This window comes from Halobacteriovorax sp. JY17 (genome assembly GCF_002753895.1).
Lineage (GTDB): Bacteria > Bdellovibrionota > Bacteriovoracia > Bacteriovoracales > Bacteriovoracaceae > Halobacteriovorax.
This window is the reverse complement of record NZ_NJER01000001.1, coordinates 209,736-236,337: the sequence shown is the minus strand read 5'-3', so window position 1 is coordinate 236,337 and position 26,602 is coordinate 209,736. Positions and strand designations below refer to the sequence as shown.

The following is a 26,602-nucleotide window of genomic DNA, read 5'->3' as shown; positions in this document are numbered from 1 at the left end:
ATCAATTTGTGGAGATTTCAGAGGTAAATGGTCTCCACTTCCCTTGCCAAATACACAGAGACCCTTCTCGCAAAGTTGAAGTTTCTTTGTGTATATCTAACATACAATAAGAAAGACATGTTGAATCTTGGTGGAGTCCTGCATCTATTGAAGGAATTGGATTCCATGTTCCTGTGTTAAAGTAATACTTTCCTTCCGGAAACCTTCTCCACTCCTGTAAATGGGTGTGCCCCATGACAACTGTATGCAAAGTAATATTTCTCTTTAAAATACTCTTCGCCTTCTTTTCATAGCGTGGATAGATAGTTATTTGTTTTAAGATTTTAAGAGAGGTTTTGAAGTTTCTATTGTCTTTAATATAAGTATCAAAGTTACTTTCAATTAAGTATTTAATAACAATAACAGACATTTTTAAGAAAAAACCTAGATCATGAAACAAGCACCACTTGATATAGGCCCCCATCGGTCTAACTTTATCTAGGTAAGGTCTATCTTTCTTTAACTGAGGCAGTACCGAAATACAAAATAAACTTCCCCAAGGTAAATTAATGATTCTCTTCCCATTAGGACCCGTTGAGTAATATCTATCCTGGGGAACTGAGTTTATTGCTTCAAAGCGGTGTCCATGCTCAATATGAACTCCATGATCTTCAAGTACATGGCAGAAGTGGACATTACCATCGACACGCATATTTAAACGCATTTGAGGTAGTTCAAAATCCATTGAAGCATCGTGGTTACCAATCACATAACTTACTTTCTTGTTAGGAGTTGAAAGAAATAATTTCAGAGCATCAAAGAATATTGGATGTCCCTTAATAATTTTTTTTAAAGCTAGGTCCGCTCTTTTTTCATCAATAATATGCGTGAAGACCCCTTCAAAATCAATTTGAATAAGATTTAAAATATCTCCATTAAGTACTAGATGAACTTCTTTTGAATAGAATTGATCAGATGAATAGAATTCACAAAATTCATAGAATCTCTGATCTTCAAAGAAATCTTCTAAGATATTTAGTTGACCATTTTTTAGAAATTTGCCCTTACCAAGATGTAGATCGCTTAAAGATAAAATTAACATTTACTCTTCCTCAGTAAACATTTCTCCAGCACAACAAACCTTGCCTCTTCCGGATTGTTTTGCTTTGTACATCATTTTATCTGCGAAACTAATGATCTCCACTCTAGTCTTTGCATCCTCAGGATAAGTAGCAACACCAACGGAGACTGAAAGTTTAAAGGTATGAGCGCCATTCATTCCCTTCTCTTCTGTGACATAGAATTCTTCTTTAGAGATACCATTTAAAATTCTTATTCCTACTTCTTTTGCATTCTTAGCATCACACGTTGGAACGATGATGACGAATTCATCACCTCCATAGCGATAAGAAAGATCACTTTCTCTCACCACTTTGTTTAAAACTCCTGCGATATCAGAAAGAAGCTGAGTTCCAACAAGGTGCCCATGTCCATCGTTCACACTCTTAAAGTGGTCAATATCTATAAAAATCACAGAGAAAACTTCTCCTGTCTCATTATATTTATCAATACTATCATCTATGTCTTTTAAGAATTTTCTTTGGTTATATAGTCCTGTTACATCATCTACATGTACAAGAGACTTAAGTTTGTCTGCTTCACTAAATTTCTTAAACTTATTAGAAGAGTTAATGAGGTAAGTAACGAGATAGTCTAAGACTTTATCAGGTATCTCATCTTTCGACTTAAACCCTGCAAAGAACTCTTGCTCATAAGACTCTCCACAAGAAATGATATAGAAGTTCTTCTCTGATACTTTCGAGATATTCTTCCAGGTCCCTTGAATGCCTTCTTCGCTTCGTATAGTTTCTTTAAAGAGTCTTAACTCTGATTCAGTTAACGCGTCTACAAGCTTCTTAGGTCTCCATATCTGACGACATGATCTTTCATTTGGATTCTTTTTAAAAACACTAAAGACATTTAAAGAGGATGAATTAAATTCATCGATCCAAAAGCTATTTAATAATTCATAGACTTGTTTTATTGAATCAAGCTGATCACATTCAAAGATGAAATCTAGCAAATTCTTATAATATTTACTTAAATTTTCTTCGCTCAATTCTTATCCAAGTCAGTTGTATTGTCGGTTTCTAAAACTTCGAGGTCATCTTCAATCAGCTGTATAGACCCTCTTAAGGTCTTCATAATCTTGGCCAATCGTTCCTCTAGTTTTGATTTGTCTTCTCTATGTTTTTGCTCTCTAATTGAAGAATTCTCCATATTAAACTCTAATGAATCAATCTTTCTCTTTAATTCAAGAATTTTCATATCTCTTGTCTGGACTTGAGAGTCTGAATCCATAACGACTAGTTCGAGCTTACTTTCTAGCTCTTTCTCTCTTTGCTTAACTTGATTAAAGTCAATTCTCACTTTCTGATTCAAGCGGTCAAATTCCTTGTAAAGACTCTTATACTTCATTTCATAAACATCTTTCTTTTCATGACTTAGATTCATTTGATATTTCATCTCACTTACTTCATCGTGACTTCTCTTTTTAACAATCTCAAGTTCAATTTTAACTTCGTCTAATTCGGCCTTTAATCCCAAATTATCCTGAGAGAGCAATTGCTTCTCACTAGTTAAAGAATTAATACTATTCATTAGAGACTCTCTCTCCTCTCTCAATTGTCTAATCGTCCCTTGAAGTCGAAGCATTTCATCTTCGTCGTAACTTCTTGCTATATTTTCTACTTTTGGAGTATTCGTCTCTGCGTAGGAAACTTCTTCAACTTCATTTTTTAACATGTCCGCAACGACAGTTTCTCCAGTATTATCAGGACTTAAATTTGATTCAATCTCATTTGTTCCAGTTTCATCACTAAATGAGAGCTCTTCTGCCTCATCAAAACTATCATCGCTTAAGTCTTCTCCACTTTGTGCCATGAAATCACTAGTAGTGAGAGTTGAAGTACTCGCAACAATTGTTGGATTGGTATCATCGCCTAGGCTATCATCTATGTCACCAAAATCATCATCTTCAATTAAAGCACTCGTAGAGAAACCAGAAGTTTTATAATCAAACTCCTGCATCTCCTCTTCTTCATCGTCTATCACATCGTTAGCAATATTTGATAAATCAAACTCACCTGTTGAATTCTCATCAGAAGTAGAAGGGGCAACAATGGAGCTTATTGTTGATTCAATATCACTTGAGGTATCAGACCCCATTCCTGTTTCATAGGACGGATCGGTAGCTTCAACATCACTAAAATCTACGCCAGAATCTTCTTCATTTGCGCTGAAGTCTAAATCATCATTGCTTGATACTTCTATATTTTCAGATTCTGTTTCATAGGACTCATTAAGATTAAGTCCTTCATCTTCGTCGTCGTCAAATGAGAGTCCATCTTCTTCATCTATATTAGAGCTACGAGAAGAGTCTTCCCCCTCTCCTATTAAGAGATCGTCACTAGAGTCTTCATCGTCGAAACTAAGACCTGTATCTTCTTCTACCGAATTATCTGCTGCACTAAAATCTTCTTCATTTACGCTGAGATCAAGACCACCACTTGTCTCTTCAGAGAAATCAAGATCGTCAGAGTTTTCTCCCTCAGTAATATCGGTAGCCGTTTCCTCATCACTACCAAGATTAAATTCAAGACCACCTTCTATCTCATCTTCCTCTTGCGAAAAACTTAAATCGTCACTTTGATCTTCAGCTAAATTGACAGAGTCATCACTTGGACTTTCACTATCAGGAATATTAAACTCAAGTCCTACATCTTCTTCTTTATCATCCGACATTTTAACCTCTACCAAAGGATCTTTGGCACTCTCTGCCACTTCACTATGTTCTTCTCTCGCGGCATCGTCTTGTGTAGAGTCTTCCGACCCAAGATCAAAACTTATTCCATCATCATTTATTGTCTCTACTTCCTCAGAATCAAATCCCTGAGGAGTAATATTAAATTCTTCTTTTACACTCTCTAGATCAGAATGATTAACTCTTTCAAAAACAGCATCAAACTTTCTTTGAATTTCATCATTCACTACATTATCAAAATTTGTTCCATTAGACTTATGTGAATCAATAACATCGCGAACTTCTGAGGCCACCTGTAATGTACTTGCTTTAAAATCAATTTCTTCTTCGTCTTCTTCTGAATCCTCTTCCTCAACTTCTATATTATCAAGTTGCTCTAAGAGGTCTTTCTTTACTCCAACAAAAGTTAGATCAACATTAGAAGAGCCACTATCAACACTCTCCCCACTATCATTAGCAGAGCTCAGAGCAATTTCAAAATCATTAATAACACCATTTAAAACCTCTACAGCAAGAGGCTTAGCAAGATACGCATCACATGCATCTTCTGAATTTTGAAATTCTAAAATTTCTTTTAAACTCATCTTTTTACTAATTAAAACGGTATTGATTGTTTCAATACTCGCTAACTCATTACTTAGAGAAGAGCATTCTAATTCATCACAATCAAAATCTAGAAAAATAACACTTTGCTTTTCATCAGATAAATGGGTCTCTAGCTCATCGAGGCTAGCACATAGGAAAGAGTCATCGACCTCTATGGACGAGAAGAACTTTTCTACTGACTTATCTGTGGAATAAAAAATTATTTTCATGCCTAGTGTTAAATCCTTTCAATTAACATTGTTTTCATAATTATAATAACTTATCGGAGAAAAAATCTCCAACTAAAGGAAATCGTGTCCCTGTTTTGTTGTAAAATAGGGTAAAATTAGATTAAAATAGTATAACTTACTAAAAATAAGAAAAACCAACGGCTTACTAGGTGATTTATGATTAAAATAAACTTGAGTGCTATTCTCTTACTTTTCGGTTTTACAAGTTTTGCGGAGAATTCATACTATCCTGCTCAACTTTTAATGCTCGATGATGACTTTGCTCATCATGTAATTATTGCAGAGAAATCAACGCACTCTCTTTATTTATTTAAAAGTCAAAATGGAAAACCTACACTCGTCAATAAATACCCTATGGCCACTGGAAAGAAGGCCGGAGACAAACTCTTTCAAGGTGACCATAGAACACCTGAAGGAGTTTACTCGTTCACTGACTTTCTAACTCACCAAGACCTACTAGATAGACATGGAAAACAAGGTCAAATTTATGGGGTCGGTGCATTTGTTATGAACTACCCAAACCCTATTGATAAGAGAAATGGAAAAACAGGTGGAGGAATTTGGCTTCACTCCACAAATGATGAAACAAGAATTGATAAGGGCCTAGACTCAAGAGGTTGCGTTGTTGCAACAAACTCAAATCTTATTGAGCTATCTAAGTTTATTGAATTAAATAGAACTCCGATGATAGTTGTTCAAAATTTAAATTACTTAGAAAAGGCTGCATGGCTCAATCAAAGAACTTCACTTAATGATGCTCTCGAGCAATGGTTAACTGGATGGCAAACAGAAGATAAGAAACTCTACTTCAATAGCTATCACCCTACAGAATTCTTTGATAAATTCAGAGGTGGTTATAAAGACTTCAAAACCTATAAGACGGCAGTCTTTAATAATCCAGGAAAGCCTGATATTCAAATTGAACATGTCTCTATTTTTAAAGCGAAAGATTATGCTGTTATAAGCTTTAAACAAATTTATAACTCAAATACAATTAGTGATATTGGTCGTAAATCACTCTACCTTAAGCAAGATGAATTCTATAACTGGAAGATTGTAAATGAAACTTGGACAAAGAGCGGTATAAAGAAAGAAGATGAAGAGAAAGTTGCTTTCCAACCTTCTATGAGATTCTTTAAGAATAATGACCCTGCAACAATTCTTGGAGCAGACTTTGTAAAAAGAGAAAGTAATTAATTATGTCCAATAAACCTGCAAAAATGTCCTTTCTAATCTATGACGATAAGAAAGGACCAGTCTTTTTAAATACAAATAGATTTGCCCTCAAATTCACTCTCTACGTCCTTCCTATTATTACGATTATTTCAATTCTTGTAATTATTGGAGGAAGCGTCTACTTCAAGCAAATTAGAGAAATGGCAAGAAGAAAGGAACCGGCAGTTATTCGAGATTTAAAACTTGCAAATAGTGATCTCCATGAACAAGTTGAGCAACTTCTCATTCTTAATAAAGATTTTGAAAAGAAGTTATCAAGCGGTCCAACAGAAGGAGTGAAATTTACTTCTCTAGCAATGTTTAAACCTGTTGCTGGTCAAGAAGACTTGAGTACAACACCAGCACTTACTGTTGATGATACAGAGTTTGATAGAAAGGAAAATAGCCTCAGTATTAAGTTCAATATTATCAATCAAACTAAGAATAGCGTAAAGCTCTCGGGCTATATTCACATTCTGATGAGCTCAACAAGTAAGATACTTCTCTACCCTATAAAAGAAATCGCTTCTGAAGATATGCTTATTTCTTATAATCAAGGTGAGTCTTTTGCTTTTTCAAGATTGCGCCATGTTACAGCAAATTTTGACTTAACAGGTTTTGATGAACATAAAGTTCTCTTTAAAATTCTAATATTCTCTCGAACTGGTGACTTACTTTATAAGAAACTCGTCGCCAAAGACTTGAAGTAATTATGGACAATATAATATCAATTGAAGAGCAGGAATTTACTCTAATAGGAAAGAAGACAAGACTAAATGGCGTTTTTAACTTCAGCGGTCTTACTCACATTGCAGGAGATATTGAGGGTGATATCCACATCCGAGATAAATCACTTCTCACCATTGAAGAAACCTCAACTATTGAAGGCAAGATTCACTGTAAAGACCTTAAAGTCTTTGGAAAAATCAAAGGTGAAATAATCTCCTCTGGAAAAGTAGAAATCTTTCCTTCTGGAAAATTATCAGGACTTATTAAGTCACAAAACTTAGTGATTCACCCTGGAGCAATGGTAAATATTGATGGTCATACAACAGGAAGCTAGTCACAGATGAGTGTGACTAGCTAAGATATTTAAAAGAATGTCTTATAGTCTACAACTTTAACTTTCCCAAATTCTTTCAATTCTTTTGCCAAACTCTTTGGTCCAACAATTACAATCGTTTGATTTTCCCAACTAAAGAGAGAGCTTAGATTTTTTCTTACGTCCTCTTCTTTAAATGCTCTTACAACATTAGGAAAGTGATATAGGGATTCATAACTCTTATGAATATCATCAAGATGCATTAACTGCTGTAAATAAGCTGAACTCCTCTCAAAACGAAATGGGAAGCTTCCAGCGAGGGCCCCTTTCGCCTTATTAAGTTCTGCTTCATCAATACCATTATTTTTAATATCATTTAAAACATTTCTCACAACTTCTAAGAGTTCTTTAACTGTTTTAACTTTGGTAAAAGTAGAAATTACAGAACGTCCATACTGCCTCTGTCCACCAGCAAAAGCACTTGCAGTATAAGAGAGACCTCTCTTCACTCTAATCTCTCTCATGAGTTTCGAAGTAAATCCACCTCCTAAAAACTCAGAACTTAGAGAGTTCAATTCTTGATTTTCAAATTCACCTTCATTTAAAAACCTCCCTAACCTCACCTGTGCTTGGTTGGCCTTAGGCACAGTGACTAAGTAGATCTCAGGAGATTTACTTGGCTTCTTAGGCTCATAAGAGAGAACTCTCTCATAATTTTCAACAGCACCCTTCCAACCACAATCTTTTTCGATAATACTCTCAAGCCCAAGAATAGACTCTGGACCTGTAATATAAACTTTCTTTTTAACTTTTGTATTAAAATAAGAAAGCTTTCTTTTTAAGTCGTTTGTATGAATGCCATTGAGATCTTTTATTTTCCCTCCAACAGGATAACTATAAGGAGTTCCCGCAAGAGATAACTCTCTAAATGAGTTTGAAGCTACTAGAGAGTGATTATTTACAACACTTCTAGCTGCATTTCTAAGAGCTCTCTTATACTTATCCATTTCCTTACCTGTGAAGCTAGCATCTCTAAAGAGATGACAAATTTTCTTCATAGTTGGGCTCATATCTTTTGCTAAGCCTGAAACTTCAAATACCGTAGACTCATGAGTAACAAAAGCCCCCCAGCTGGCGCCAAAATACTCTAGGTTATCAGAAATATCTTTTTGAGAGTATCTTCTAGTCCCACTGTCAATAAGGTCAAACATCATAGAAGTTTCACCAAGTCTCTTTGGGTGATCAGAGAGTGAACCATCAGCAAAGTGAATCATTGCTTGATAAGTAGGAAACCTATTGTCCTCTAACCAAGTAACTTCTATTCCATTCCAATTCAACTTCTTAATTCTATCTTTTCCAAAACCAAATGAGTAACCAGGTAGTGAAAAGCTACAAATGAGGAGAAGTAATTTTAAAGTTCTTACTTTCATTATTTATTTCCTTTTGGATTCTTGTCCCACACAGAGAGGAAGATATATTCATTCTTATCAAAAATATCGTGGCAAGCTTTCTTCACTTGCTCAGTCGTTACAGATTGATAAATTTCAAGTTCCTTATTGTAGAATGAGTAGTCATTGTAAAAGTTTTCACGAAGCCCAATAAAACTCGCAACGCCACTATTAGACTGAAGTTCTCCATAGTATTGAACAAGATATTGATTCTTTGTTTTTTGAACAGTTCTCTCTGTGATGGCTTCATCACAAGACTTTCTAATATCTCTTAAAATCTGTCCTTTAAATTTGTCTAGGTTTGTTCTCTTCAAGAGCTCCCCAGAGAAGAAGAAAACCCCATTATTTTTTAGAGTATAATTTGCGACTGAAATTCTTGAAAGAAGTGGCTTCTTATTCTTTACATACTTTTGATTAAAGTAAGAACTAGACCCATCACCTAAGATAGAGCTTAAAATATCGAGAACGAAGGACTCTTCCTTTCCAATTCTCATCCCCTTATAGGCAACAGTAAACATTGGAGATGGACTTTGTCCGTAAATTTTAATTTCCTTCTTATACCTTGCTCTATGAGAATATCTCTCGTCTGAATCCATTTTCTTCTTAAACTCTTTCAAGTCCTTTGATGGCTTAATATGCCCGTACTTCTCTTTAACCATGTCGTAGACTTTATCCGCATCAACATCACCGACGATTACGACAATTGCATTATCTGGAGTATAGAATTTATCAAAGAATTTTCTCATCTCATCAATTTTTAAATTCTTTACATCTAACTCGTTTCCAATCACAGAACCACCATAAGGGGTTCCCTTAAATACAGACTGCATCATAGCTAAGAATAATTGCCCCTTAGGACTATTTTCATAACGGTACTTTCTCTCTTCTAAAACAACGGCCCTTTCTTTTTCAAAGGCCTTTGGCTCTAGGAGAACGTACTGAAGTCTATCTGCTTCCATATCAATCATCGTCTCAATTGTGTGACTTGGAAGATTCTCGTAGTAAACAGTTGAGTCAAATGTTGTATAAGCATTGGTCGATCCACCGTTGCTTTCAATGAACGTATCAAATTTATGTGGCCCATACTTCTTCGCTCCTTTAAACATCATATGTTCAAGAAAATGTGTCGCACCAGTAGTTCCCGCAGACTCATACCTTCCACCAACATCAAAGAAAGTGTAATAGGAATAAATTGGTAACTGTGGATTTTCAACGACGAGTAGTCTTAATCCATTGTCCAAAGTGAACTTCTTCACATTAAGCTTTAGATTACTTGAATCACCTAAGCTCCCTGTTTTTTGAACTCCTGAGTGAGAACAACTCATAAGGGCCAGAAGTAGTAAGAGAATAATTGTTTTATACATTGAGATTTCTCCCTATCCATTTTCAAAAGAATTGGTATAGTTAATACAGGAATATAGCTTAAACACTTGAAACTGCTATGACAACTAGAGAACGATGACACAGAAAAAGAATAAGCTCACAATTTTAGGTTCGGGAACAAGCACAGGAATTCCTATGGTTGGTTGCCAATGCCCTGTGTGCTTGTCGCCTCTAAAAGAGAATAAGAGACTGCGCACAAGTGTTTATCTAGAAACGGCCAAAGGTCGCTCTATACTTATCGATACCACTACAGATTTGAGATTTCAGCTCCTCCATAACAAAATAAATAAAATTGATTTCGCCTTTATTACCCACGATCACGCCGACCACACGCACGGAATAGACGATCTTAGACCTCTGACATTCCCCCCAAATGGAAGCTCAATTCCTATCTATACCTATAAAGACTGCGCCGCACAACTAACTGCGAAGTACCCCTACATCTTCAAGGCCCATGAAAGTAGGCCTAATATAGGAGGGGGAATCCCAAGATTAAGCTTAGAGGAAGTCCCAGAGAAGGGTGTTATGTCCATTCAGGGGGAGGAATTTGAATTTCTTATGCTCAACCACGGCTACACCCAAACGCTTGGAATCATTCATGGAAAGATGGCCTATATCATTGACTGCCACGAGCTTTCCTCGGAGCAAATTCAACTCCTAAAAGACAGGAATCTCGACCTACTTATTTTAGATTGTGTGACGAACCATGAGCATAGAACACACTTATGGCAAGAGCGCAGCTTCGACTATATTTCACAGATTGCTCCTAAAGAGTGCGGACTCATTCACATGAATCACGCTTTAGAGCACGAAAAGCTCAAACTAGACGCGCAAAATACCTTCTCTTTTCCGGTCTATCCGACCTTCGATTCCCAAGTCTTATATTATTAACATACCCCTATTTTTTGGTTTCAATAACGTTTCCAAATGATTATATTTTGGAAAAAATATATTTTACCACTCTATTTAATTTAGGAGAGAGTTGATGAAAATTGGTGTTCCAAGAGAAATTAAAAATAATGAAAACAGAGTTGGACTTGTACCTGGTGGAGTAAGACAATTAATTCACGATGGTCACGAAGTTTTCGTCGAAAATAATGCTGGTGTTGGAGTAGGAATCGAAAACGAGGAATACATTAAAGCTGGTGCAAAAATTCTTCCTACATTAGAAGACGTCTTTGCTGAATCAACAATGATTATCAAAGTAAAAGAGCCACAAGCGAGAGAGATTGCTTGTTTAAAGCCTCATCATATTCTTTATACATATTTACACCTTGCTGCTGACCCAGATCAAACAAAAGGTTTAATGGAATCAGGTTCTACTTCAATTGCCTATGAAACAATTCAACCTGATGATGGATCACTTCCACTTCTAACTCCTATGTCTGAAGTTGCAGGAAGAATGGCCACTCAAGTTGGTGCTGCTTATCTTCAAAAAGATCACGGAGGAAAAGGTATTCTTCTAGGTGGTGTTCCTGGAACAAGAAGAGCAAAAGTAACTGTTATAGGTTGTGGTATCGCTGGAACAAATGCAATTAAGATGGCAATGGGAATGGGAGCTGATGTTACAGCAATCGACCTTTCAACTAAGAGACTAGCTGAGCTTGATGACTTATTTGATAATAGAATTACGACATTATTTTCAAATATCGAAAATATTGAAAATAGCGTTATCACATCTGACCTAGTAATTGGTGCGGTTCTAATTCCTGGAGCGAAAGCACCAAAGCTAGTAACGAAAGCAATGATTTCTAAAATGGAAAAAGGATCAGTAGTAGTAGATATCGCTGTTGATCAAGGTGGTTGTATTGAAACTTGTAAGCCAACGACTCACCAAGATCCTACTTTTGAAATTGATGGAGTTGTTCACTACTGTGTAGCGAATATGCCTGGAGCTGTAGCTAGAACATCTACTTTTGCACTTACTAACGTAACACTTAAGTACGCTAGAATGATTGCCTCAATGGGTGTTGAAGAAGCTGCAAGAATGGACTCTGCCTTTAGAAAAGGGATCAATGTTTACAAAGGTGACCTTGTCTATCAACAAGTAGCACTTGACCTTGACCTACCTTACACTGAATTAAAATTATAATGAATATGGGGCCCCTTACGAGGGGCCTTATTTCTTCTTAGAACAAAGAAGTTTTAAGAGTAAGAGCCCTTTCTTTACTCCATCTGGCAGATCCTTTTCGCTCATACTTGTAGAGCGATTACCAAAATTAGACATGATTTCAACCTTAGTATTAAAGCAGCTATCAGCGCTCCTATCTTTTATAAGAGAAATTGAATCTAAGGTCTTTGAAAAGTCTGTCAAAATATAGAAATCTCTATCAGAGAGTTTTGAGTGAGTTTTTATTTTTGTTATTTCACTTTGTAATAATTGAACACTTTCTTTCTGTTCTTTAAACGTCTTATTTTGTGCAATGACTTTAATTTTACCATCAAGAATATGGCCATAGTCCTGTGAGAAAGCATTTAAAGAGAGTAGAAATATTAGTAAGTAGTACCGCATGAATTCTTCTCCCCTTTCTCTATTTGTTTTAGATCGCCATCAACTCCACCGACTCCATTAGACCCAGTAATATATCTTGCAACTTCATTTCTTCTCGCATTACCACCATTATAGCGGTGTTTTATGACGTAGCTCATGTAGTTCTTAAAATCATCATTGGAAAAATTAGAAAAACCTGAGACTTTCTTTTTCTTATTTCCGTCCGGATCATTATTACTATTTAGAACTTCGATTGATCCCATTTTTATTTTCTCAACAAGTCTCTCAAATGGCCCACTCACTCCAGCAACACCACCATTATATGACCATCTTGCAAGAATAATAGAGAAGTCATTAACCTGCTTTGTCGTCATATTAAGACCCTGCTCTCTATTTTCTTTTTCAAGCATATATCTAAAATATTTCTTATTATACATATAGTAAATTGCGGCCATATAGAACCCTTCATCAGGATTCTTAGGCGCGCATAGCCTTATATTTTCTCTATCTCTTAAATAATCATTGGCGCTAGAAGTACTACTCTTTGCCGATGAAGGTAGCTTTACTGGATTATCATAGAGCTGCTTTAATCCACTACACTCCTTCATATTGCCAGTCATCTTATCTTTTAGATCTGACAGGAAATATGCCGTGAGGCGACTCACTTTCTTTGAGCGAGATGGACTGTCTTCATAGTTCTTATAACCTTCTCTCGTCGAGAGTGGTTTTGCGTATTCAAGAATACTAGAATTAGATTGAATCATATCTTTAGCCTGATTCATTTTATTATAAAAGTCTAAGTAGTTCACTGAGACAATCTGTCCAACACCAAGAGCAAAAGTGGGACTAATTGTTTTTGGTTGAAAGTGAGACTCATGATTAATTACAGGAAATAATTCCTTTGCATCAATTCCTAAGCACTTCGTCATATCAACATAGCGATCAGCTAAGTGAGTAGATAACTTCTTAGAGGCACAGGCCTTAGGGGCCTTATTCAATAATTGCCAACCAGCGAACTTTCTCTTTCCACTACTTGTTCTATAAGTGGCCTGCCTAATTCTTCTAGGGATAATATTTCCATTACCATCTTTAGAACAGCTCGGGTTTGAACTTCGATTTGTTCCATGTCTTAGACTAAGAGAAATACATTTTGAAAATTGTCTCTTCTGTGAATCTTCTAAGATTTTATTTGTTTGATTATTACTTAAAGGAATTTCTCTATCCATATAGTCATTCGCCGCAAGAGTTTTCCCTCTATTATTCTTAGTGCTTTTTGCTCTACACACCTGCCACTCTATATCACCAATCTCTGGAGTATTAACATCATCCTCACGGACTTCATCATGACATTCATAATCGGGCTCAACTTCAGAAACCACTTCATTGATTCTTTCATCTTCAACTATTCCAGTGACAGTATCTAGAAGATTAATTGAAAGCTGAGAGTTATCATTTAATTCGTCTAAGTCTTCATAGGGAATGCGATATTCCCATTTTTCATTATTTCTCTTAACAATGTAGTCACCATTAGAATGCTTTCCGACAACTGTTACAGAATCCTTTGCATCAAACTTATATCTCTTCCCCGTTCTTCTTCCATATGCATGAACTGAAGCATCGTCTCCCAGCTTAAACTTCACACCATCTGTTAATGAAACAGTTTCACTTGGAGCTGCGACCTCAGTTAAGAAATCTGGATGTAAATTAGATGGGAAGGTAATAACTTGATTTCCATAAATTTTTGCATTTAAATTTGACTCTTTTGGCAGTTCTAAAATTTCGATAGAACAGGTAACTCCACCGGTCTTCACCCTTACAGTAGAACCTTTTGGAACTCCTAGAGTTTTCTTTTCAGAGTTTGTTACGTTTATATATCGCCCTATTTTAAATGTCTTTCCATCGTCAGGACACCCATTATAATCATTAGAAACCTCTACACCGTCTGATAGTTCATCATCGCCAATATTCTCTTCAACATCTTGATTCATTAGCTTTTGAACGAGAGAGTCTAAACTATCGTACTCATAGCCACTAGTTGGAGGCCTATCAGTTGTTTTAACAAAGACAGCTTCTGTAAGAACGCCATTTTTCTTATAATCAAGGTAAGAATTATTTCCAAGAATTGCTCCGCCTTTCACTCCAGACTGTGATTTAATAATTTCAATTTTCCTCTTCCATCCATCAACATCTAGAATTTTTATTTCATCTCCTGGAGATAAAGTGACTTTTTCACCCGTAGAGAGTTCAACTTCAATTGTCTTTGTGAGGAAGTTATTCTTATAACTACTATTAACAATAGCGAGACTATTATCAGAGAGATGCTCTTTATAGGTTTTCTCACCCATATAGGCCTCTCCCGAAACAACACCATCAGCAATGGAAGAAATAATTTTTATATTTCTCTTCCAACCTGAATTTTCCTTTACCTGGATTAGATCACCCGTTTTCAAGAAGACTTCTCTTCCATCTTGAATGACTTGAACACTATTATCTTTTGTCACAGAAACAAATCCTGGATCGGCCATGGTATGGACGCAAAAGAAGTAGATAAATGCGAGAAAGAATATTTTCATAACTAATTTATCGGCAAATACTTAGAATTACTAAAGCGAAAAGCACAGGTTTATCAAAGCAATAAATAAGAATAAAAACAGCGTGTTAACTAAATATCTTAGGCAATATGACGATAAGTTCCCATGAAGTTTATAACCGTTCTATTCTTTTTATTCACAGCTCTTTTAATCCAAAGTGATTATCAGCGCTTTAAAGGTAATAAGCATAGAGAAGTGGCCTCCATCTTAGGTGAGTCCTGTCACGATCACGCCAATAATATTATCATGAATAAGGTTTGGAGAAGTAGAAGCGTCGATAAGCTCATTGAAGAAAGAGCAGAGCTTAGAGAGTATTATTCTCAATTTAAAAGTTCCATTGATGATTTCAAAAAAATAAAAGATCAAGCAATTAAGGCCGAAGTGAAACTCTTAGTCGATGGAGAAACTTCTCTTGCAGCAAAAATTGGTCTTATTAGAAAAGCAAAAGAAACCTTAGATATTTCCTACTATATTTTTGAAAACGATGAAGTTGGAAATATAATGCTCAACGAAGTAAGAAAAGCTATCAAGCGTGGAGTCAATGTACGCTTCCTAGTAGATTCAACAACGGCCATGAGCTTCAATTTATTTTCAGATCAGTATAAAGCGATTATGTCCCTAAAGAAGCTCTCCCAACATAATAAATCCTTTGGAAATGCAGAAGTCGTAATCTTTAATAACTTCTTCAATCCAAGGAAGTCAGTTGAAAGATTTATTAACCGTGTGAAAAATCTCTTTCGTCCAGACGGATATAAGATTCCCATTAGCCAATCAACTGTCAATCGAAGACTACATGATAAAATTATTCTCATCGATGCAGAGAACCCTAAGTCTTCTATGGCCATAATTGGTGGAAGAAATATTGCAAATCACTATCATACTCTAGAGTCTTTCAAAGGAGAGAGTTTTGAATTTGAAGATATGGATGTTTTAATCAAAGATACAAAAGATATATCTCAGCGCTTAGAAAAAGAATCTCTCAATATGAAGATTCAATCCTATTTTGATAAAATCTATTACCATGCAGGAAATAATCATTTAACCAATGCTCTAGTTAGACTTAGAAGAAGTATTTATCGAAAAGAAATTCAAAGAATGAGTAGAGTTAGTAGAAAAACATTTAATAAAAACCCAGACTTTAAACTTCGAGTTGAAGATATGATCGAGGGAGACTTCTTTGATGAAGGTTTTGATACTGGACTTGTCAAAGTTGTAAATGAAATTCAAAATATTCACTCTCCTTGGGGAAGAGTGAAATATTCGTCCTTAAATGAAATCAATCCAAACTCTCTTTCTAAAGAAGTAAATGAAATGATTAGTTCTGCAGAAAACTCTGTTGATATAGTGACTCCCTATCTCCATTTAACTGACAAAGAAGTGAGAGAGCTACATAAGTGGTTGGCGGAAGATAAATCAAGAACACTTAGAATTGTAACAAGCTCTATCGTTAGTAACGACACTTTAGCATCTCAGGCCTTAATTGATGGGGACCTTCTTCCTAAGTTAATGAAGACTGGCGATTTAGGAATTGATAGTGATCAAATTCAAGTCTTTCTCTATGGAAAGAGTGATGACGTTCTCCTTGGTGGAGACAAAGAATACGGAAAACTTCATGCGAAATTTGTTATTGTCGATCAACATAAGAGCATGGTTATGACATCAAATCTAGACCCAAGGTCTAGATCCCTCAATTCAGAAATTGGAGTTCAAATAACAGGAATTGGCAAAGAGTCAAAGACAGCGAAAGAGTTAACGGATAGAGTCGACTATCTACAAGAATTAAGCCATAGATATAAGTCAGCGGAGTGGGAAGAAATTCAAAGCAACCCTAGTCTTCGTTGGAAGAAGAGTATGACAAGACTCATTCACATGATTGTTTCCGCTTTTAATTTAGAGAGAAATATTTAATGCTCAAATACATTTTACTCATAAATTTAATATTACTCTTCTCCTGTTCACATACACCCGAACGAATTATCTACCAAAATAAGTTAGAGAAACACCCTCTCTCCAAACTCTCAGCTTGGCAGTGGAGCAATAATAGAAATATAGAGACCAAGGTAACTTCACAACTAACTGGGCAAGAAGAAGAGCTCCTTGAGATTTTAAAAGGCGCCCATAGTCTCTATTCTCCACATAATCTAATAAAGTCTGAGATAGCTTCTCAAAATTTTCAACACGTTTTTCGCTACTCTCTCCTCTCTCTTCCAAAAGAGTTGAAAATATTTTTAAATAAACACTTAAAGAGAATTTTCCTTGTTAAAGGTCTGGGAGTCTCCACCTTAACAATTCAATTGCATCAGTCAGAGAAAGTAAATTCAGGACAATTTATAAGCTTCTTAGATATTGATGTCCTAAACCAAAAAATTAATGACTGGTATAAGTGGAGAGAGTCAACGGCTTTTAAGGCCGATTCATCTTACACCTTTAGCCCTTACCTCTCTCATGAAAATACTGTTGTCGATACGTCTCAGATGGCCCTCTCATATCTTGTAGCTATTATTTTAAACTGGAACCCAAACTATTTTCCAACATCAAAAGAGAATTACTTCTTAGCTCCTGAGAAATACCAATTCTTAAATCAATCGTGGAAACTTACGAACGGAATCGTTACACCTAAGAGAGACGATCTTAATGAAGATCTACACTATCTAAGATATTATTCAAAAGGAGAACCTCTCTTTTCAAATAAAGATCAACCAAAATTCTATCAAGAACTAGAGTCTACTAATTTCATTAATCTCTTCTCTTTGATGGGAAGTTCAAAAGACTTCATTGAAAGTTTCGCAAACTATATCTACGTTGAGAAACTAGAACACCCCTTCTCCATTGATTTCTTTAATAATGGCGAGCTTACTGGAAGTTTTGGTTCCTGTTGGCAACAAGTAAGATGCCAACAGAAGAAGAAAGTCATTGAAAGTATTTTAAAGAAAGAAGTCTATTCTATAAATGACTAGATATTCTCTTATAGACAAATGGCATTCTCATAACATCCTCGCCAACTTGGAATCCTCCAATATAGCTGCAGTTATTTCCTTGCTCATCACACGTATTTACTCTTCGGCAGTAATTATCTTCATCTTTTACTGCATCAGTTTTCCCACGAACAAGAATCCCTTCCACTAAACCTGTCTTCTCATTAAAAACAGCTGAGCCAGAATTCCCCTGAAACGTATCTAGGGCCGCAGTAAAGAAGTACTTCTCATTATTGTGTAGAACTCTTCCTCCCATCGCCACTTTTGTTGGAAGCCCCCATGGAGTACCAATAACAACAAGCTTTTCACTATTAGAGACTTCTTGAGCTTTATTAAAAGCAAGTGGAGTTCTTTTAAGTTTTCGGCTCAACTTTATGGCCGCAAAATCAACAGTTCTATTCATTGCAACTTCTAGCACATCTTCACACAGAACTACGTCTTCCTTATTGAATTCAATATTCTTCGTATTCTCAAAACTCTTTGCTTGATAACCAAAGACCCATGCGTACTTTCCAGAAGAACAAATATCTTTCATTTCACCACTAGCACAGTGACCAGCAGTTAATAACACATCACCTCTTACAAGAAACCCAGAACAGGTTGAGATATTAATTTGCTCTTTAAAGCGGACATCACTACAAAGTCCTAGCTTTTCCCCCATGGATGTTTCTCCAGTTGGAGAAACTTTATAGGTGTTAGATTCTTTATCAAAAATTAGATTATCTAGAGAAATAAGCGCAGCCGTAGACTTCGCCTTGTCTTGCCAGAGCTTTGAAGCAGAGAAGACCTCTACACGGCCATCTCTTCCGTAGAATACTTTTTCGTTTGCCCATGAACTAGAAATAGATAGAGCGAGAACCACAACACTTAACAACTTCAACATTTTTCACCTCTTGAGCCGGAATATGTATCGCATCAAACGCAATGTTTCAAAAAGTCATTTCTTTCAATAACTTACAAATCACATTTTCAAGCACTTACCTATTTACAGTGGAAGAGTTTTCAAGGCTTTATAGATTTCTCAGTAACTGATAGAATTAAGGAGCTAAGGAGTACAAACATGACGGGAAATAAGCTCGTAGATAATATTATACTCATTCTCTCTTTTCTTGCGACTGCCGCCTGTGTCGGCGTATTTGTTTATACAGAGGTAGTTTACCAAAAGCCTCTTCCCGATGGGCAGGCCGAGCTTGGAAAATTAATTTCAGACAATAAGAAAATGGCCTTTCCAGCACCTTTTAAATTAGACCCACTTATTATTAATTTAAACTCTCGAAAGACTAGACTTAGATTTCTTAGTGTAGAGGCCCAACTCGTTCCCTTTAATCACGACTCAGATGATCGTTTTGAAACCCATAGGTCAATGATCAATGATGCCATTATAAATATTGCAGGTCATATGACAGCAGAAGAACTTAATAGTATTTCAGGGAAAATTCTCTTGGAAGAGAGGATTAAAAAATCTGTAAATTCAATTGTTAGAGGACAACTCGTCAAGGGTGTACTCTTCACTAAATTTGTTATTCAATAATTTGTAAAAAAAAGGCCTTCAGATCGAAGGCCAAGATTATTTATTCTACAGTAACAGAATTACGTCCGTCTGCTTCTTCAGTAGTCGTTAAATTAGCACCGTCGTCTGGTAGACTCGTAAGAAACTTCTCAACTTCTGCAGCCGTCAGCTTACCTTCAGCAACTAGCTTATCTCTTAATCTCTTATCTAACATTTTATCTTCTAAGGCCTTACTTAGTCTCATTTTTACCTCTAAAATTAGTTATTGATGCGAATTAAAGAGCAATCTAACACTTTTTAACTCAATTCGTAAAGATTATTGCCAGTATTTTGGTGGCTTTTCATCATCATCTTTGACGATTCTAAGGTTCGCTTTACTCTTTGACCTCATTTCCCTCGATTTTTCATGCTTAGCAGCGAATTTCTTCCATTTTGGGGAAGAAATCAAGTGCATCCAGCCATAGCCAAATGCCATCGCTCCTAAGTGCCCCCAAGCGAGAACTTTTCCCGGAGTAAAGAAACCATTAAAGAGAAGCATTCCAACCAAAATCATGCAGAAGTATCTTGCTCTCATTGGAAAAATAAGCATGAAAGTAAAGATTCTATCTGGATAGAGAACAGCATAAGCAAGACAAAGTGCTGAACCTGCTCCGTGCATACCATAAAGTGGATAACCAAAGAGCCCAGAGTCCGACAAGAAGACTGTTGCCACTAATAAGTAGACAAGTCCTGCCCCAATTGTCGAAGTAATGAGAAAAGAAATGTAACGAACAGCTCCCCACTGAGATTCAAGCTCACTTCCAATAAACCATAGTAAAAGCCCATTAAAAAGTATATCGAAAATCCCACTTCCAATTAATGGGTAAGTTAGAATTTCATAAAGATGACCCGAGAAAAACATCGCAGGCGAAAGTCCAAGATAAGTGACTAGCCCTATCCCACCAGAAGCTTTCATTATACTTGAAAGTAAGAAGAGTACTCCCATAGTAACTAGAATATATTTATTAACTTTTGATAAAGTTGGAATTTGAATTTGTGATTGATTCATACCTATGCCTTTTTTTCAGAAACCTCAATTAGGACACCGCCAGTAGACTTTGGATGAATAAAGTTCACTAGACAATTATTAGCACCATCAATTGGAGATTCATTAAGTAGCGTGTAGCCCTTCTCTTTTAACTCATTACATTTTGCCCTAACATCGCTAACTTTGAAACAGAGGTGATGTATTCCCTCTCCTTTTTTTTCTAAAAATTTGTGAATCGGGCCACTTTCTCCAAAAGGACAAAGCAATTCTAAATGGGCGTTAGTATCCATTTGTGCGAATGCAGTAGTAACACCTTGAGATTCTACAACTTCTCTTTCATCCGAGAATTTTAGTCCCATATCTTCCCAAATCTTTTGGGACTTATCTAAATCTTTTACAGCAATGGCCACATGATCTAGTACACAATCTTTTCCTATCATTTTACTCACCCTCTTGTTCGTAGAGATCTTTTAATATCAAATCCATCATAATTTTTATTCTAAGTTGGTTGTCTGTGTATTGATCAAACGTCTTCCAAAACTTTGGACCAACTTTTTGATCTAAGACTTTTTGCTCACTCGCTCTAATCAATTTTAAAATTGAAGATAATTGAGTCGCTGAGTAGTCTTGTAAGTCTTTCTTTCTCACTTTTACCAAGTACTCTGGAGACTTTAAGTACTCAAGCTTCTTTAGCTCTTTTGGACTAAAGAGTGGTGTTGTCGCTAAACTTATAGCGGTCAATGTCACAATGGTACTTATCATTGTGACATTCTATAGGATATTACACAGATTTTCTAATTGAATGTTGGAGGATTAATCGCCTCAGAACAGTCCGGATTACTCGGATCAAATGCTGGGACAGGCGGAATCTCAGGAGGAGTACATGTTCCATTAGTACAATCTCCAAAAGTTGGAACATTGTAGCATCTAAGAGCACAAGTTGGTTGACCAACGTTATTGGCCCCCGTTTTAACGATGAAACAATTTGGAACGTTTTCTTGTCTACACCACTCTTTTGCCACACAAGACTGACCAGGCGACTTCGAACAAAAAACTTGTTCATCTTCAGTATTTAAATGGACCGCACAACTACCAGTTGTTTGATTACAACAAATACTTGAACACTCATAGTCTGTTTGACAACTTTCTCCAACGCCTTTATTTCCAACAACAGGAACATCTTCAAGACACTGACTTACAAGTTCTTTAGACCAGCATCTATTATTAAAACAACACTCACTTCCACCACAAGTCTGACTTGATGAACACGACTTCATAGAAGTATAAAGAACTTCCTGACCTCTATAGTCTGTAAGACTTGGTCTAATTAGTTGAAGAACAATATTATTTGATTGAGTGATTATTGTCTCTTGCCCTGTCGCATCTTTTGTAAAGAGTTCTACTCTAGCAGTAACATTACAAGAACCAATTCCCTCTTGTGTATTTGAATCATAATTCGTTGCTCTCATACTACAACCAAAGAGATAATCAGACTCTCCACTTGCTGTTAGAAAAGTTGTATCAAAAGAAGTTCCCACAAACGGAGTCGCACTTCCAATATATTCAACACCAGATTGAAGCTCCATCTTCCCAGCTCTTGGAAAGAGAAAAGATTCGTATCCATTGACACCAAATGATTTCTTATAAATTCCTGTTGGCGCAGTTGCGGCACTTGTATCAGAGTAAATTGCAGCTCCCGAAATTTGCCAACTACTTCTATCAATGTCTCTATAAGGACCATAGTAAGTATAGCAATCTTCCCCTGGATCATCGCCACACACACCACCGTTTGTATCGACTTTAACTCCATAACCAAAGCCACCTGTAAAAGTGACTCCTAAGACTTTTTCATTAATTGCTTTATCAATTGTATCCGGAAGACATCTCTTAATTGAATTTGAAAATGGCTCTGCCTCATAGTCATTACTAGCAAGAGCGACGTGTGGCTCAGTTGGAGCAAACGGAAGAGACGCCGTATCAGTATCATAGTAGAGACCGATATCTTCAACTCTAGCGTAAGTATACTTACAAACTTCACCAGCAGTGTCACAAGAACTATTTCCAACTCCACTTTCAAAAGTCTTATCATCTTTTGCGTGTAACCCTCTACAATAAAGACCTGGATCTCTTGGATCACTAACAACATCGGCAAGACCATTTGCACGACCTTCATCGGCATACTCGTTGTAATCAAATAAATTATAAGAGAGACGCATATTTTCAAATGGATGATTGGCCATATCAAGAATCACAACTTCCACGTCAGTTTGTGGAGTAATTCCTGGAGCACGACCAATTGTCGCAGCAACCGTTACTGGCTCATACTCTTTCCCAAAAACAAATCTCGCGTAAACAAGTCTGTCAGAGAGAGAAGAAATATTTAATCCCGAGAGATAAAGTAAACCTGTAAAGTTCTTTGGAAGTGTTAATTTCTTTTTATAAGTTCCATCAAATGGATCTACTAAGTGCATGAGTTCAACCTGTGAACCTATGGATACACCACCATCTTCACCGATAGTATCGCCACTTCCAGGAGTTGCTCCAGAGTTTCCACCGGTATCTCCACCAGTTCCACCATTTAAGTCTGTAGTGCTATTATTTGAGAAACGAGTTTTACGACCAGATCCACCCTCTCCTACACATGATGTAAAAAGGAGTGCACTTAATGTGATCAATGTTAGTAATCTCTTTGTCTCTGCCATGAAACTGCCCTTAAATTTCAACTCAAATCTTGAGTTCTCACTGACTTATCGACTTCAAGTACTTATCACTTAAATCTTTCTCTTATTTTAAGGTCTTATGGACTCTGAGGGGCAAAGTTTTACCTCTAAGAGTGAATTAGAGGTATTTTCGGGGGGTTATATAGATAAGGCATAAATAGTTTTCATTAATTAGGAATAATTAATCGACTAATTCTGTAGGCGAAATAGAATTTTTCACCACTCGTCCCTATTCTTGAAATTTTCTATACAAGAAGACTGTCGCAATAAATAAGTAGATATTTACAATAACCACTAAAATATTTGAGGCGAGCAGTAGACTATAACGTAAAGATTCGCTCATCACCTCTGCCTGTAGAAGGCCCATAAACCAAAAGTCAAAGGCCATAAGAAGTAGAGCAATTACTGATAACCCAAAAATACTCCAAGGAGATTTCTTTGCTAAGAGCCTACTCTGCTTGAAGTAATCTGAATGTACTTTTCCTTCGAGGGCCATTACAGGAGCAAAGAAGAAGATCGTGAGAATATATAAACCAGGCAATACTAGAAGTACCGTTCCTACAAAGAAGAATATTGAATAGAGAATATTCACTCTTAGATAGGTGAAGAAATTTAAAGTGCTAAATTTTGTTATTTCTAGAATGGAATTTAGAAAGAGAGCATAGAATAAACTAGAACCTAGGATATCAACAATTCCTAGAATAACTTGGGCCCCTTGCGCAGTTGACGATATTTGCTCTCTAATAAGATCCATAAGGACAGTAAAGAAGAGAAAGAAGAAAACTGTGACAAGATTGTCTAGAATTGTTTTCTTTAAGTTAAGCGCAGAATACTTTAGAGAATCAACTAACATTTAAAGGCCTCAAATGTTTTCTTATCCCTATTCTTTCGAACGCCAGGAACAGCGAAAACTCTATTGTGAAAAGAAATATAAATTCCAGGTTTTAAAAGTTTAGAAGCAAGTAGGGCCTCTGTCACATTTTGTCTGGCATCACTATCATCAAAACCCATCGGCTTCATCGCTCCCGTAAAAACAATTGGACTAGAGACATTTTTAATTTCTTGAAAGCAGTACTCTGCAGTTTTGGCCATTGTATCCGTTCCGTGAAGAACAATAATTGGCCACCCTTTCTCTAGCTGAACACGAAGAGACTTTGCAACCATAGCGCGATCAAAGTCAGTCATATTTAATGAATCTTTTGAAAGGATCGAGTGCACATGAAGCTTTGTATAAGGCATGCGTAATTTTTGCAGAATGATATGTTTAATAATGCTGTCTTTATTTTCAAGAGACCCGTCATACTCGTCGTAGGACTTTTCAATTGTGCCACCGGTCGTAAGAACAATTACATCTTGCGCAATATTTAGAACATCATTTTCAAAGTCTGCAGTCATAGAAACTCTCTAACATTTCAGATACTTAAAGCACCATTTCACTAATAATTTAATTATCCCTATATATCCCTCAAAAAGTACACCTTTGTAAAGAAAGTGCCCTTGACGCTGGAGAATTTACAACCATATTTAAGGGGTAAATAAATATCAATTTTTATAACTCATACAAGGAGCAGACATGACTGAGAGAAAAGGAAATATCTCCGTTAACACATCCGACATCTTCCCAATTATTAAGAAGTGGCTTTATTCAGAGCACGATATTTTCATTCGTGAACTTGTGGCCAATGGAACAGATGCCATCACAAAGAGACATACTCTTTCAAGAAATTTGAATACTGAAATCCCTGAAGGAAGTATTAATATCTCTGTTAATAAAGATAATAAGCTCATCACTATTTCTGATAACGGAATTGGTATGACTGAAAGTGATATTGAAAAATATATCGCTCAACTTGCATTTTCTGGCGCAGAAGAATTTGTTAAGAAATTAAAAGATGAAGGCGCTGAAGACGGACAAGATATCATTGGTAAATTTGGACTTGGATTCTATTCTGCGTTCATGGTTGCTGACAAAGTTGAAATCGAATCTCTTGCAATGACAGAAGGTGCGACAGCTACGAAGTGGACTTGTGAAGGAGACACTGAATATACATTCTCTGAATCTACTAAAGACACAATTGGAACGACAATCTATCTTCACATTAATGAGGAAAGTGCTGAATTTCTAAATGAGTGGAAACTTACTCAGACTCTAAGAAATCACTGTGATTACATGCCATACGCCATTGGTGTTCTAGATGAAATGAAACCACCACAAAAACCACTTAAAGAAGATGGTACTGTTGATGATGCCGCCCCAGCGATTGCTGTGACTCCGACAATCATCAATGAAACAAAGCCAATTTGGAAGAGAGATCCAAAAGAGCTTACAGACGAAGACTACAAAGAATTCTATAGAAAGCAATTCCCTATGGACGGTGATCCATTATTTTGGATTCACTTAAAAGTAGATCATCCATTCACTCTTGAAGGTGTTCTCTTCTTTCCAAAATTTAATCCAGCGAAGCCTCAGAATGAGCACAATATTAGACTTTACTGTAAGCAAGTATTTGTTTCTGATAACGTAAAGAATGTTATCCCAGACTTCTTATCACTTCTAAAAGGAAGTATTGATTCTGTAGATATTCCTCTAAACGTTTCAAGATCTTCCCTACAAGGTGATCCAAATGTTCAGAAGATTTCTAACTACGTTGTTAAGAAAGTTGCTGAAGCACTTAAAGTTCTTTTCAAAAAAGATAGACCTAAATTTGAAACAATTTGGGAAGATATTCACCTCTTCATTAAGTATGGTTGTGTAAGCGATCCTAAATTTGATGAGTTAATGAGAGAGAGAGTTGTCTACAAGGCCTCTAATGGAAAGTATCTTACTCTTGGAGAATATATTGAAGCCACTCCAGAGAAGTACAAAGAAAAAATGAAAGGGAAAGTCATCTACTTCGAAAAAGACAAGTCAGATGCTTCACTTAAGAATCAACTTCTAGCAGAAGAAATTCTTGCGATTGAGTGTGACGATCACATTGACCCACACTTCTTCCAACATACAGAAACAAAGAAAATTGGAGATGAAACTCTACAATTTGTTTCAGTAGATTCTGAAATTGGAAATCTTCTTGAAAGTGAAAATACAACTGAAGAAGATATCAAGATTAAAGATCTCTTTAGCAATATTCTCTCACCTAAGAAAGAAGGAGAAGAAGCTTCTCCTCTTGGAAATGATGTAGAGATTTCAAAACTATCTGGTTCGACGACTCCTGCTTACTTCAAAGTTGATGAGCAGATGAAGCGTTTTGCTAAGATGGCCCAAAGTATGGGTCAACAAGGTGGAATGTTTCCAACGAAGAAGACTCTTGTAGTAAATCCATCGAGTCCACTTATTCAGAATGCTTTAAAGATTCATGAAAAAGGCGGAAATGAAGCACTTGTTGAAAAGCTCTGTCATCATGTTGAAGATCTAGCACTAATTTCTAGTGAAGGTCTAAAGGCCGATGAGAAAGAACTCTTCATCACAAGAACTCAGGACTTAATGCAAGAACTCACAACTCTTGCTCTCTAAATTCTAAATGAAAAAGGCCCAAGTGTATTAACTTGGGCCTTTCTTTATTTT

24 protein-coding genes are annotated in these 26,602 nt (G+C 36.3%); 9 read left to right on the top strand and 15 right to left on the bottom strand.

Features of this window, described 5'->3' with window-relative positions; translation table 11 throughout:
• Position 1: 1 nt before the first annotated feature.
• Genes CES88_RS01075 through CES88_RS01065 form a run of 3 tightly spaced genes read right to left on the bottom strand, consistent with a single transcriptional unit; the run spans position 2 to position 4,617 of the window.
• Entirely contained in the window at positions 2–1,081 is a 1,080-nt protein-coding gene (locus CES88_RS01075) for a hypothetical protein (RefSeq protein ID WP_290729789.1), read from the bottom strand.
• The gene (locus CES88_RS01070) at positions 1,082–2,098 is read right to left on the bottom strand and encodes a GGDEF domain-containing protein (protein ID WP_290729786.1); all 1,017 of its coding nucleotides are present in this window, start codon (positions 2,096–2,098) and stop codon (positions 1,082–1,084) included.
• Positions 2,095–4,617 (bottom strand): hypothetical protein, encoded by a 2,523-nt coding sequence (locus CES88_RS01065; RefSeq protein ID WP_290729784.1) that lies wholly within the window; start codon positions 4,615–4,617, stop codon positions 2,095–2,097. The genes CES88_RS01070 and CES88_RS01065 overlap by 4 nt, the downstream gene beginning before the upstream one ends.
• Before the next feature lie 177 nt (positions 4,618–4,794).
• Here CES88_RS01065 and CES88_RS01060 point away from each other — a divergent pair, with 177 nt between their 5' ends.
• The 3 genes from CES88_RS01060 to CES88_RS01050 are packed head-to-tail and all read left to right on the top strand — an operon-like array spanning position 4,795 to position 6,916.
• Positions 4,795–5,835 carry a L,D-transpeptidase family protein gene (locus CES88_RS01060; RefSeq protein WP_290729780.1) on the top strand — a complete coding sequence of 347 codons (1,041 nt, stop codon included), beginning with the start codon at positions 4,795–4,797 and terminating at the stop codon, positions 5,833–5,835.
• 2 nt (positions 5,836–5,837) lie between these two features.
• On the top strand, positions 5,838–6,563 hold the full coding sequence (locus tag CES88_RS01055; protein WP_290729777.1) for a hypothetical protein: 726 nt from the start codon (positions 5,838–5,840) through the stop codon (positions 6,561–6,563).
• Between the two features lie 2 nt (positions 6,564–6,565).
• On the top strand, positions 6,566–6,916 hold the full coding sequence (locus CES88_RS01050; RefSeq protein WP_290729774.1) for a polymer-forming cytoskeletal protein: 351 nt from the start codon (positions 6,566–6,568) through the stop codon (positions 6,914–6,916).
• Positions 6,917–6,945: 29 nt separating this feature from the next.
• Here the strand turns inward: CES88_RS01050 and CES88_RS01045 are convergent, their stop codons facing one another.
• Together CES88_RS01045 and CES88_RS01040 are read right to left on the bottom strand one after the other, a co-directional pair.
• Positions 6,946–8,325 carry a pitrilysin family protein gene (locus CES88_RS01045; protein WP_290729771.1) on the bottom strand — a complete coding sequence of 460 codons (1,380 nt, stop codon included), beginning with the start codon at positions 8,323–8,325 and terminating at the stop codon, positions 6,946–6,948.
• Positions 8,325–9,707, bottom strand: coding sequence for a pitrilysin family protein (locus tag CES88_RS01040; protein ID WP_290729768.1), 1,383 nt, complete (start codon positions 9,705–9,707; stop codon positions 8,325–8,327). The genes CES88_RS01045 and CES88_RS01040 overlap by 1 nt, the downstream gene beginning before the upstream one ends.
• Positions 9,708–9,801: 94 nt before the next feature.
• On the opposite strand from CES88_RS01040, the gene CES88_RS01035 reads away from it, so the two are divergent.
• Together CES88_RS01035 and ald are read left to right on the top strand one after the other, a co-directional pair.
• A complete protein-coding gene (locus CES88_RS01035) occupies positions 9,802–10,617 on the top strand; it encodes an MBL fold metallo-hydrolase (protein WP_290729765.1) in 816 nt (271 codons plus the stop codon).
• A 94-nt stretch (positions 10,618–10,711) separates the two neighbouring features.
• Complete coding sequence (gene ald / locus CES88_RS01030) at positions 10,712–11,818, top strand: alanine dehydrogenase (protein ID WP_290729762.1); 1,107 nt, start codon at positions 10,712–10,714, stop codon at positions 11,816–11,818.
• Positions 11,819–11,845: 27 nt separating this feature from the next.
• Here the strand turns inward: ald and CES88_RS01025 are convergent, their stop codons facing one another.
• Both CES88_RS01025 and CES88_RS01020 read right to left on the bottom strand, forming a co-directional pair.
• Positions 11,846–12,238: a hypothetical protein gene (locus CES88_RS01025; RefSeq protein WP_290729759.1), complete on the bottom strand. Its 393-nt coding sequence runs from the start codon at positions 12,236–12,238 to the stop codon at positions 11,846–11,848.
• Entirely contained in the window at positions 12,220–14,790 is a 2,571-nt protein-coding gene (locus CES88_RS01020; RefSeq protein WP_290729756.1) for a transglycosylase SLT domain-containing protein, read from the bottom strand. Before CES88_RS01020 ends, CES88_RS01025 begins: the two co-directional genes overlap by 19 nt.
• Positions 14,791–14,913: 123 nt before the next feature.
• Here CES88_RS01020 and CES88_RS01015 point away from each other — a divergent pair, with 123 nt between their 5' ends.
• The gene (locus tag CES88_RS01015) at positions 14,914–16,716 is read left to right on the top strand and encodes a phospholipase D-like domain-containing protein (protein WP_290729754.1); all 1,803 of its coding nucleotides are present in this window, start codon (positions 14,914–14,916) and stop codon (positions 16,714–16,716) included.
• Positions 16,716–17,765, top strand: coding sequence for a hypothetical protein (locus CES88_RS01010; protein ID WP_290729750.1), 1,050 nt, complete (start codon positions 16,716–16,718; stop codon positions 17,763–17,765). The genes CES88_RS01015 and CES88_RS01010 overlap by 1 nt, the downstream gene beginning before the upstream one ends.
• On the opposite strand, the gene CES88_RS01005 is transcribed toward CES88_RS01010, so the two are convergent.
• Positions 17,752–18,666, bottom strand: a complete 915-nt coding sequence (locus tag CES88_RS01005; RefSeq protein ID WP_290729747.1) for a serine protease — start codon at positions 18,664–18,666, stop codon at positions 17,752–17,754. The two genes, CES88_RS01010 and CES88_RS01005, sit on opposite strands and share 14 nt — an antisense overlap.
• Positions 18,667–18,843: 177 nt before the next feature.
• Between CES88_RS01005 and CES88_RS01000 the strand changes: the two genes are divergently transcribed.
• Positions 18,844–19,314 (top strand): flagellar basal body-associated FliL family protein, encoded by a 471-nt coding sequence (locus CES88_RS01000; protein ID WP_290729744.1) that lies wholly within the window; start codon positions 18,844–18,846, stop codon positions 19,312–19,314.
• 40 nt (positions 19,315–19,354) lie between these two features.
• Here the strand turns inward: CES88_RS01000 and CES88_RS00995 are convergent, their stop codons facing one another.
• The 7 genes from CES88_RS00995 to CES88_RS00965 all read right to left on the bottom strand — a co-directional run bounded on the left by CES88_RS00995 (position 19,355) and on the right by CES88_RS00965 (position 24,435).
• Positions 19,355–19,537, bottom strand: coding sequence for a hypothetical protein (locus tag CES88_RS00995; RefSeq protein ID WP_290729742.1), 183 nt, complete (start codon positions 19,535–19,537; stop codon positions 19,355–19,357).
• Between the two features lie 72 nt (positions 19,538–19,609).
• Complete coding sequence (locus CES88_RS00990) at positions 19,610–20,341, bottom strand: rhomboid family intramembrane serine protease (protein ID WP_290729738.1); 732 nt, start codon at positions 20,339–20,341, stop codon at positions 19,610–19,612.
• A 2-nt stretch (positions 20,342–20,343) separates the two neighbouring features.
• Positions 20,344–20,760, bottom strand: a complete 417-nt coding sequence (gene mce, locus CES88_RS00985; protein ID WP_290729735.1) for a methylmalonyl-CoA epimerase — start codon at positions 20,758–20,760, stop codon at positions 20,344–20,346.
• 1 nt (position 20,761) lies between these two features.
• Positions 20,762–21,082: a hypothetical protein gene (locus CES88_RS00980; RefSeq protein ID WP_290729732.1), complete on the bottom strand. Its 321-nt coding sequence runs from the start codon at positions 21,080–21,082 to the stop codon at positions 20,762–20,764.
• 32 nt (positions 21,083–21,114) lie between these two features.
• Positions 21,115–23,022, bottom strand: a complete 1,908-nt coding sequence (locus tag CES88_RS00975) for a hypothetical protein (RefSeq protein WP_290729727.1) — start codon at positions 23,020–23,022, stop codon at positions 21,115–21,117.
• A 247-nt stretch (positions 23,023–23,269) separates the two neighbouring features.
• Positions 23,270–23,893, bottom strand: a complete 624-nt coding sequence (locus CES88_RS00970) for a hypothetical protein (RefSeq protein ID WP_290729724.1) — start codon at positions 23,891–23,893, stop codon at positions 23,270–23,272.
• The gene (locus CES88_RS00965) at positions 23,887–24,435 is read right to left on the bottom strand and encodes an asparaginase domain-containing protein (RefSeq protein ID WP_290729721.1); all 549 of its coding nucleotides are present in this window, start codon (positions 24,433–24,435) and stop codon (positions 23,887–23,889) included. The genes CES88_RS00970 and CES88_RS00965 overlap by 7 nt, the downstream gene beginning before the upstream one ends.
• A 178-nt stretch (positions 24,436–24,613) precedes the next feature.
• On the opposite strand from CES88_RS00965, the gene htpG reads away from it, so the two are divergent.
• Positions 24,614–26,551 carry a molecular chaperone HtpG gene (gene htpG / locus CES88_RS00960; protein WP_290729718.1) on the top strand — a complete coding sequence of 646 codons (1,938 nt, stop codon included), beginning with the start codon at positions 24,614–24,616 and terminating at the stop codon, positions 26,549–26,551.
• Positions 26,552–26,602 lie beyond the last annotated feature (51 nt).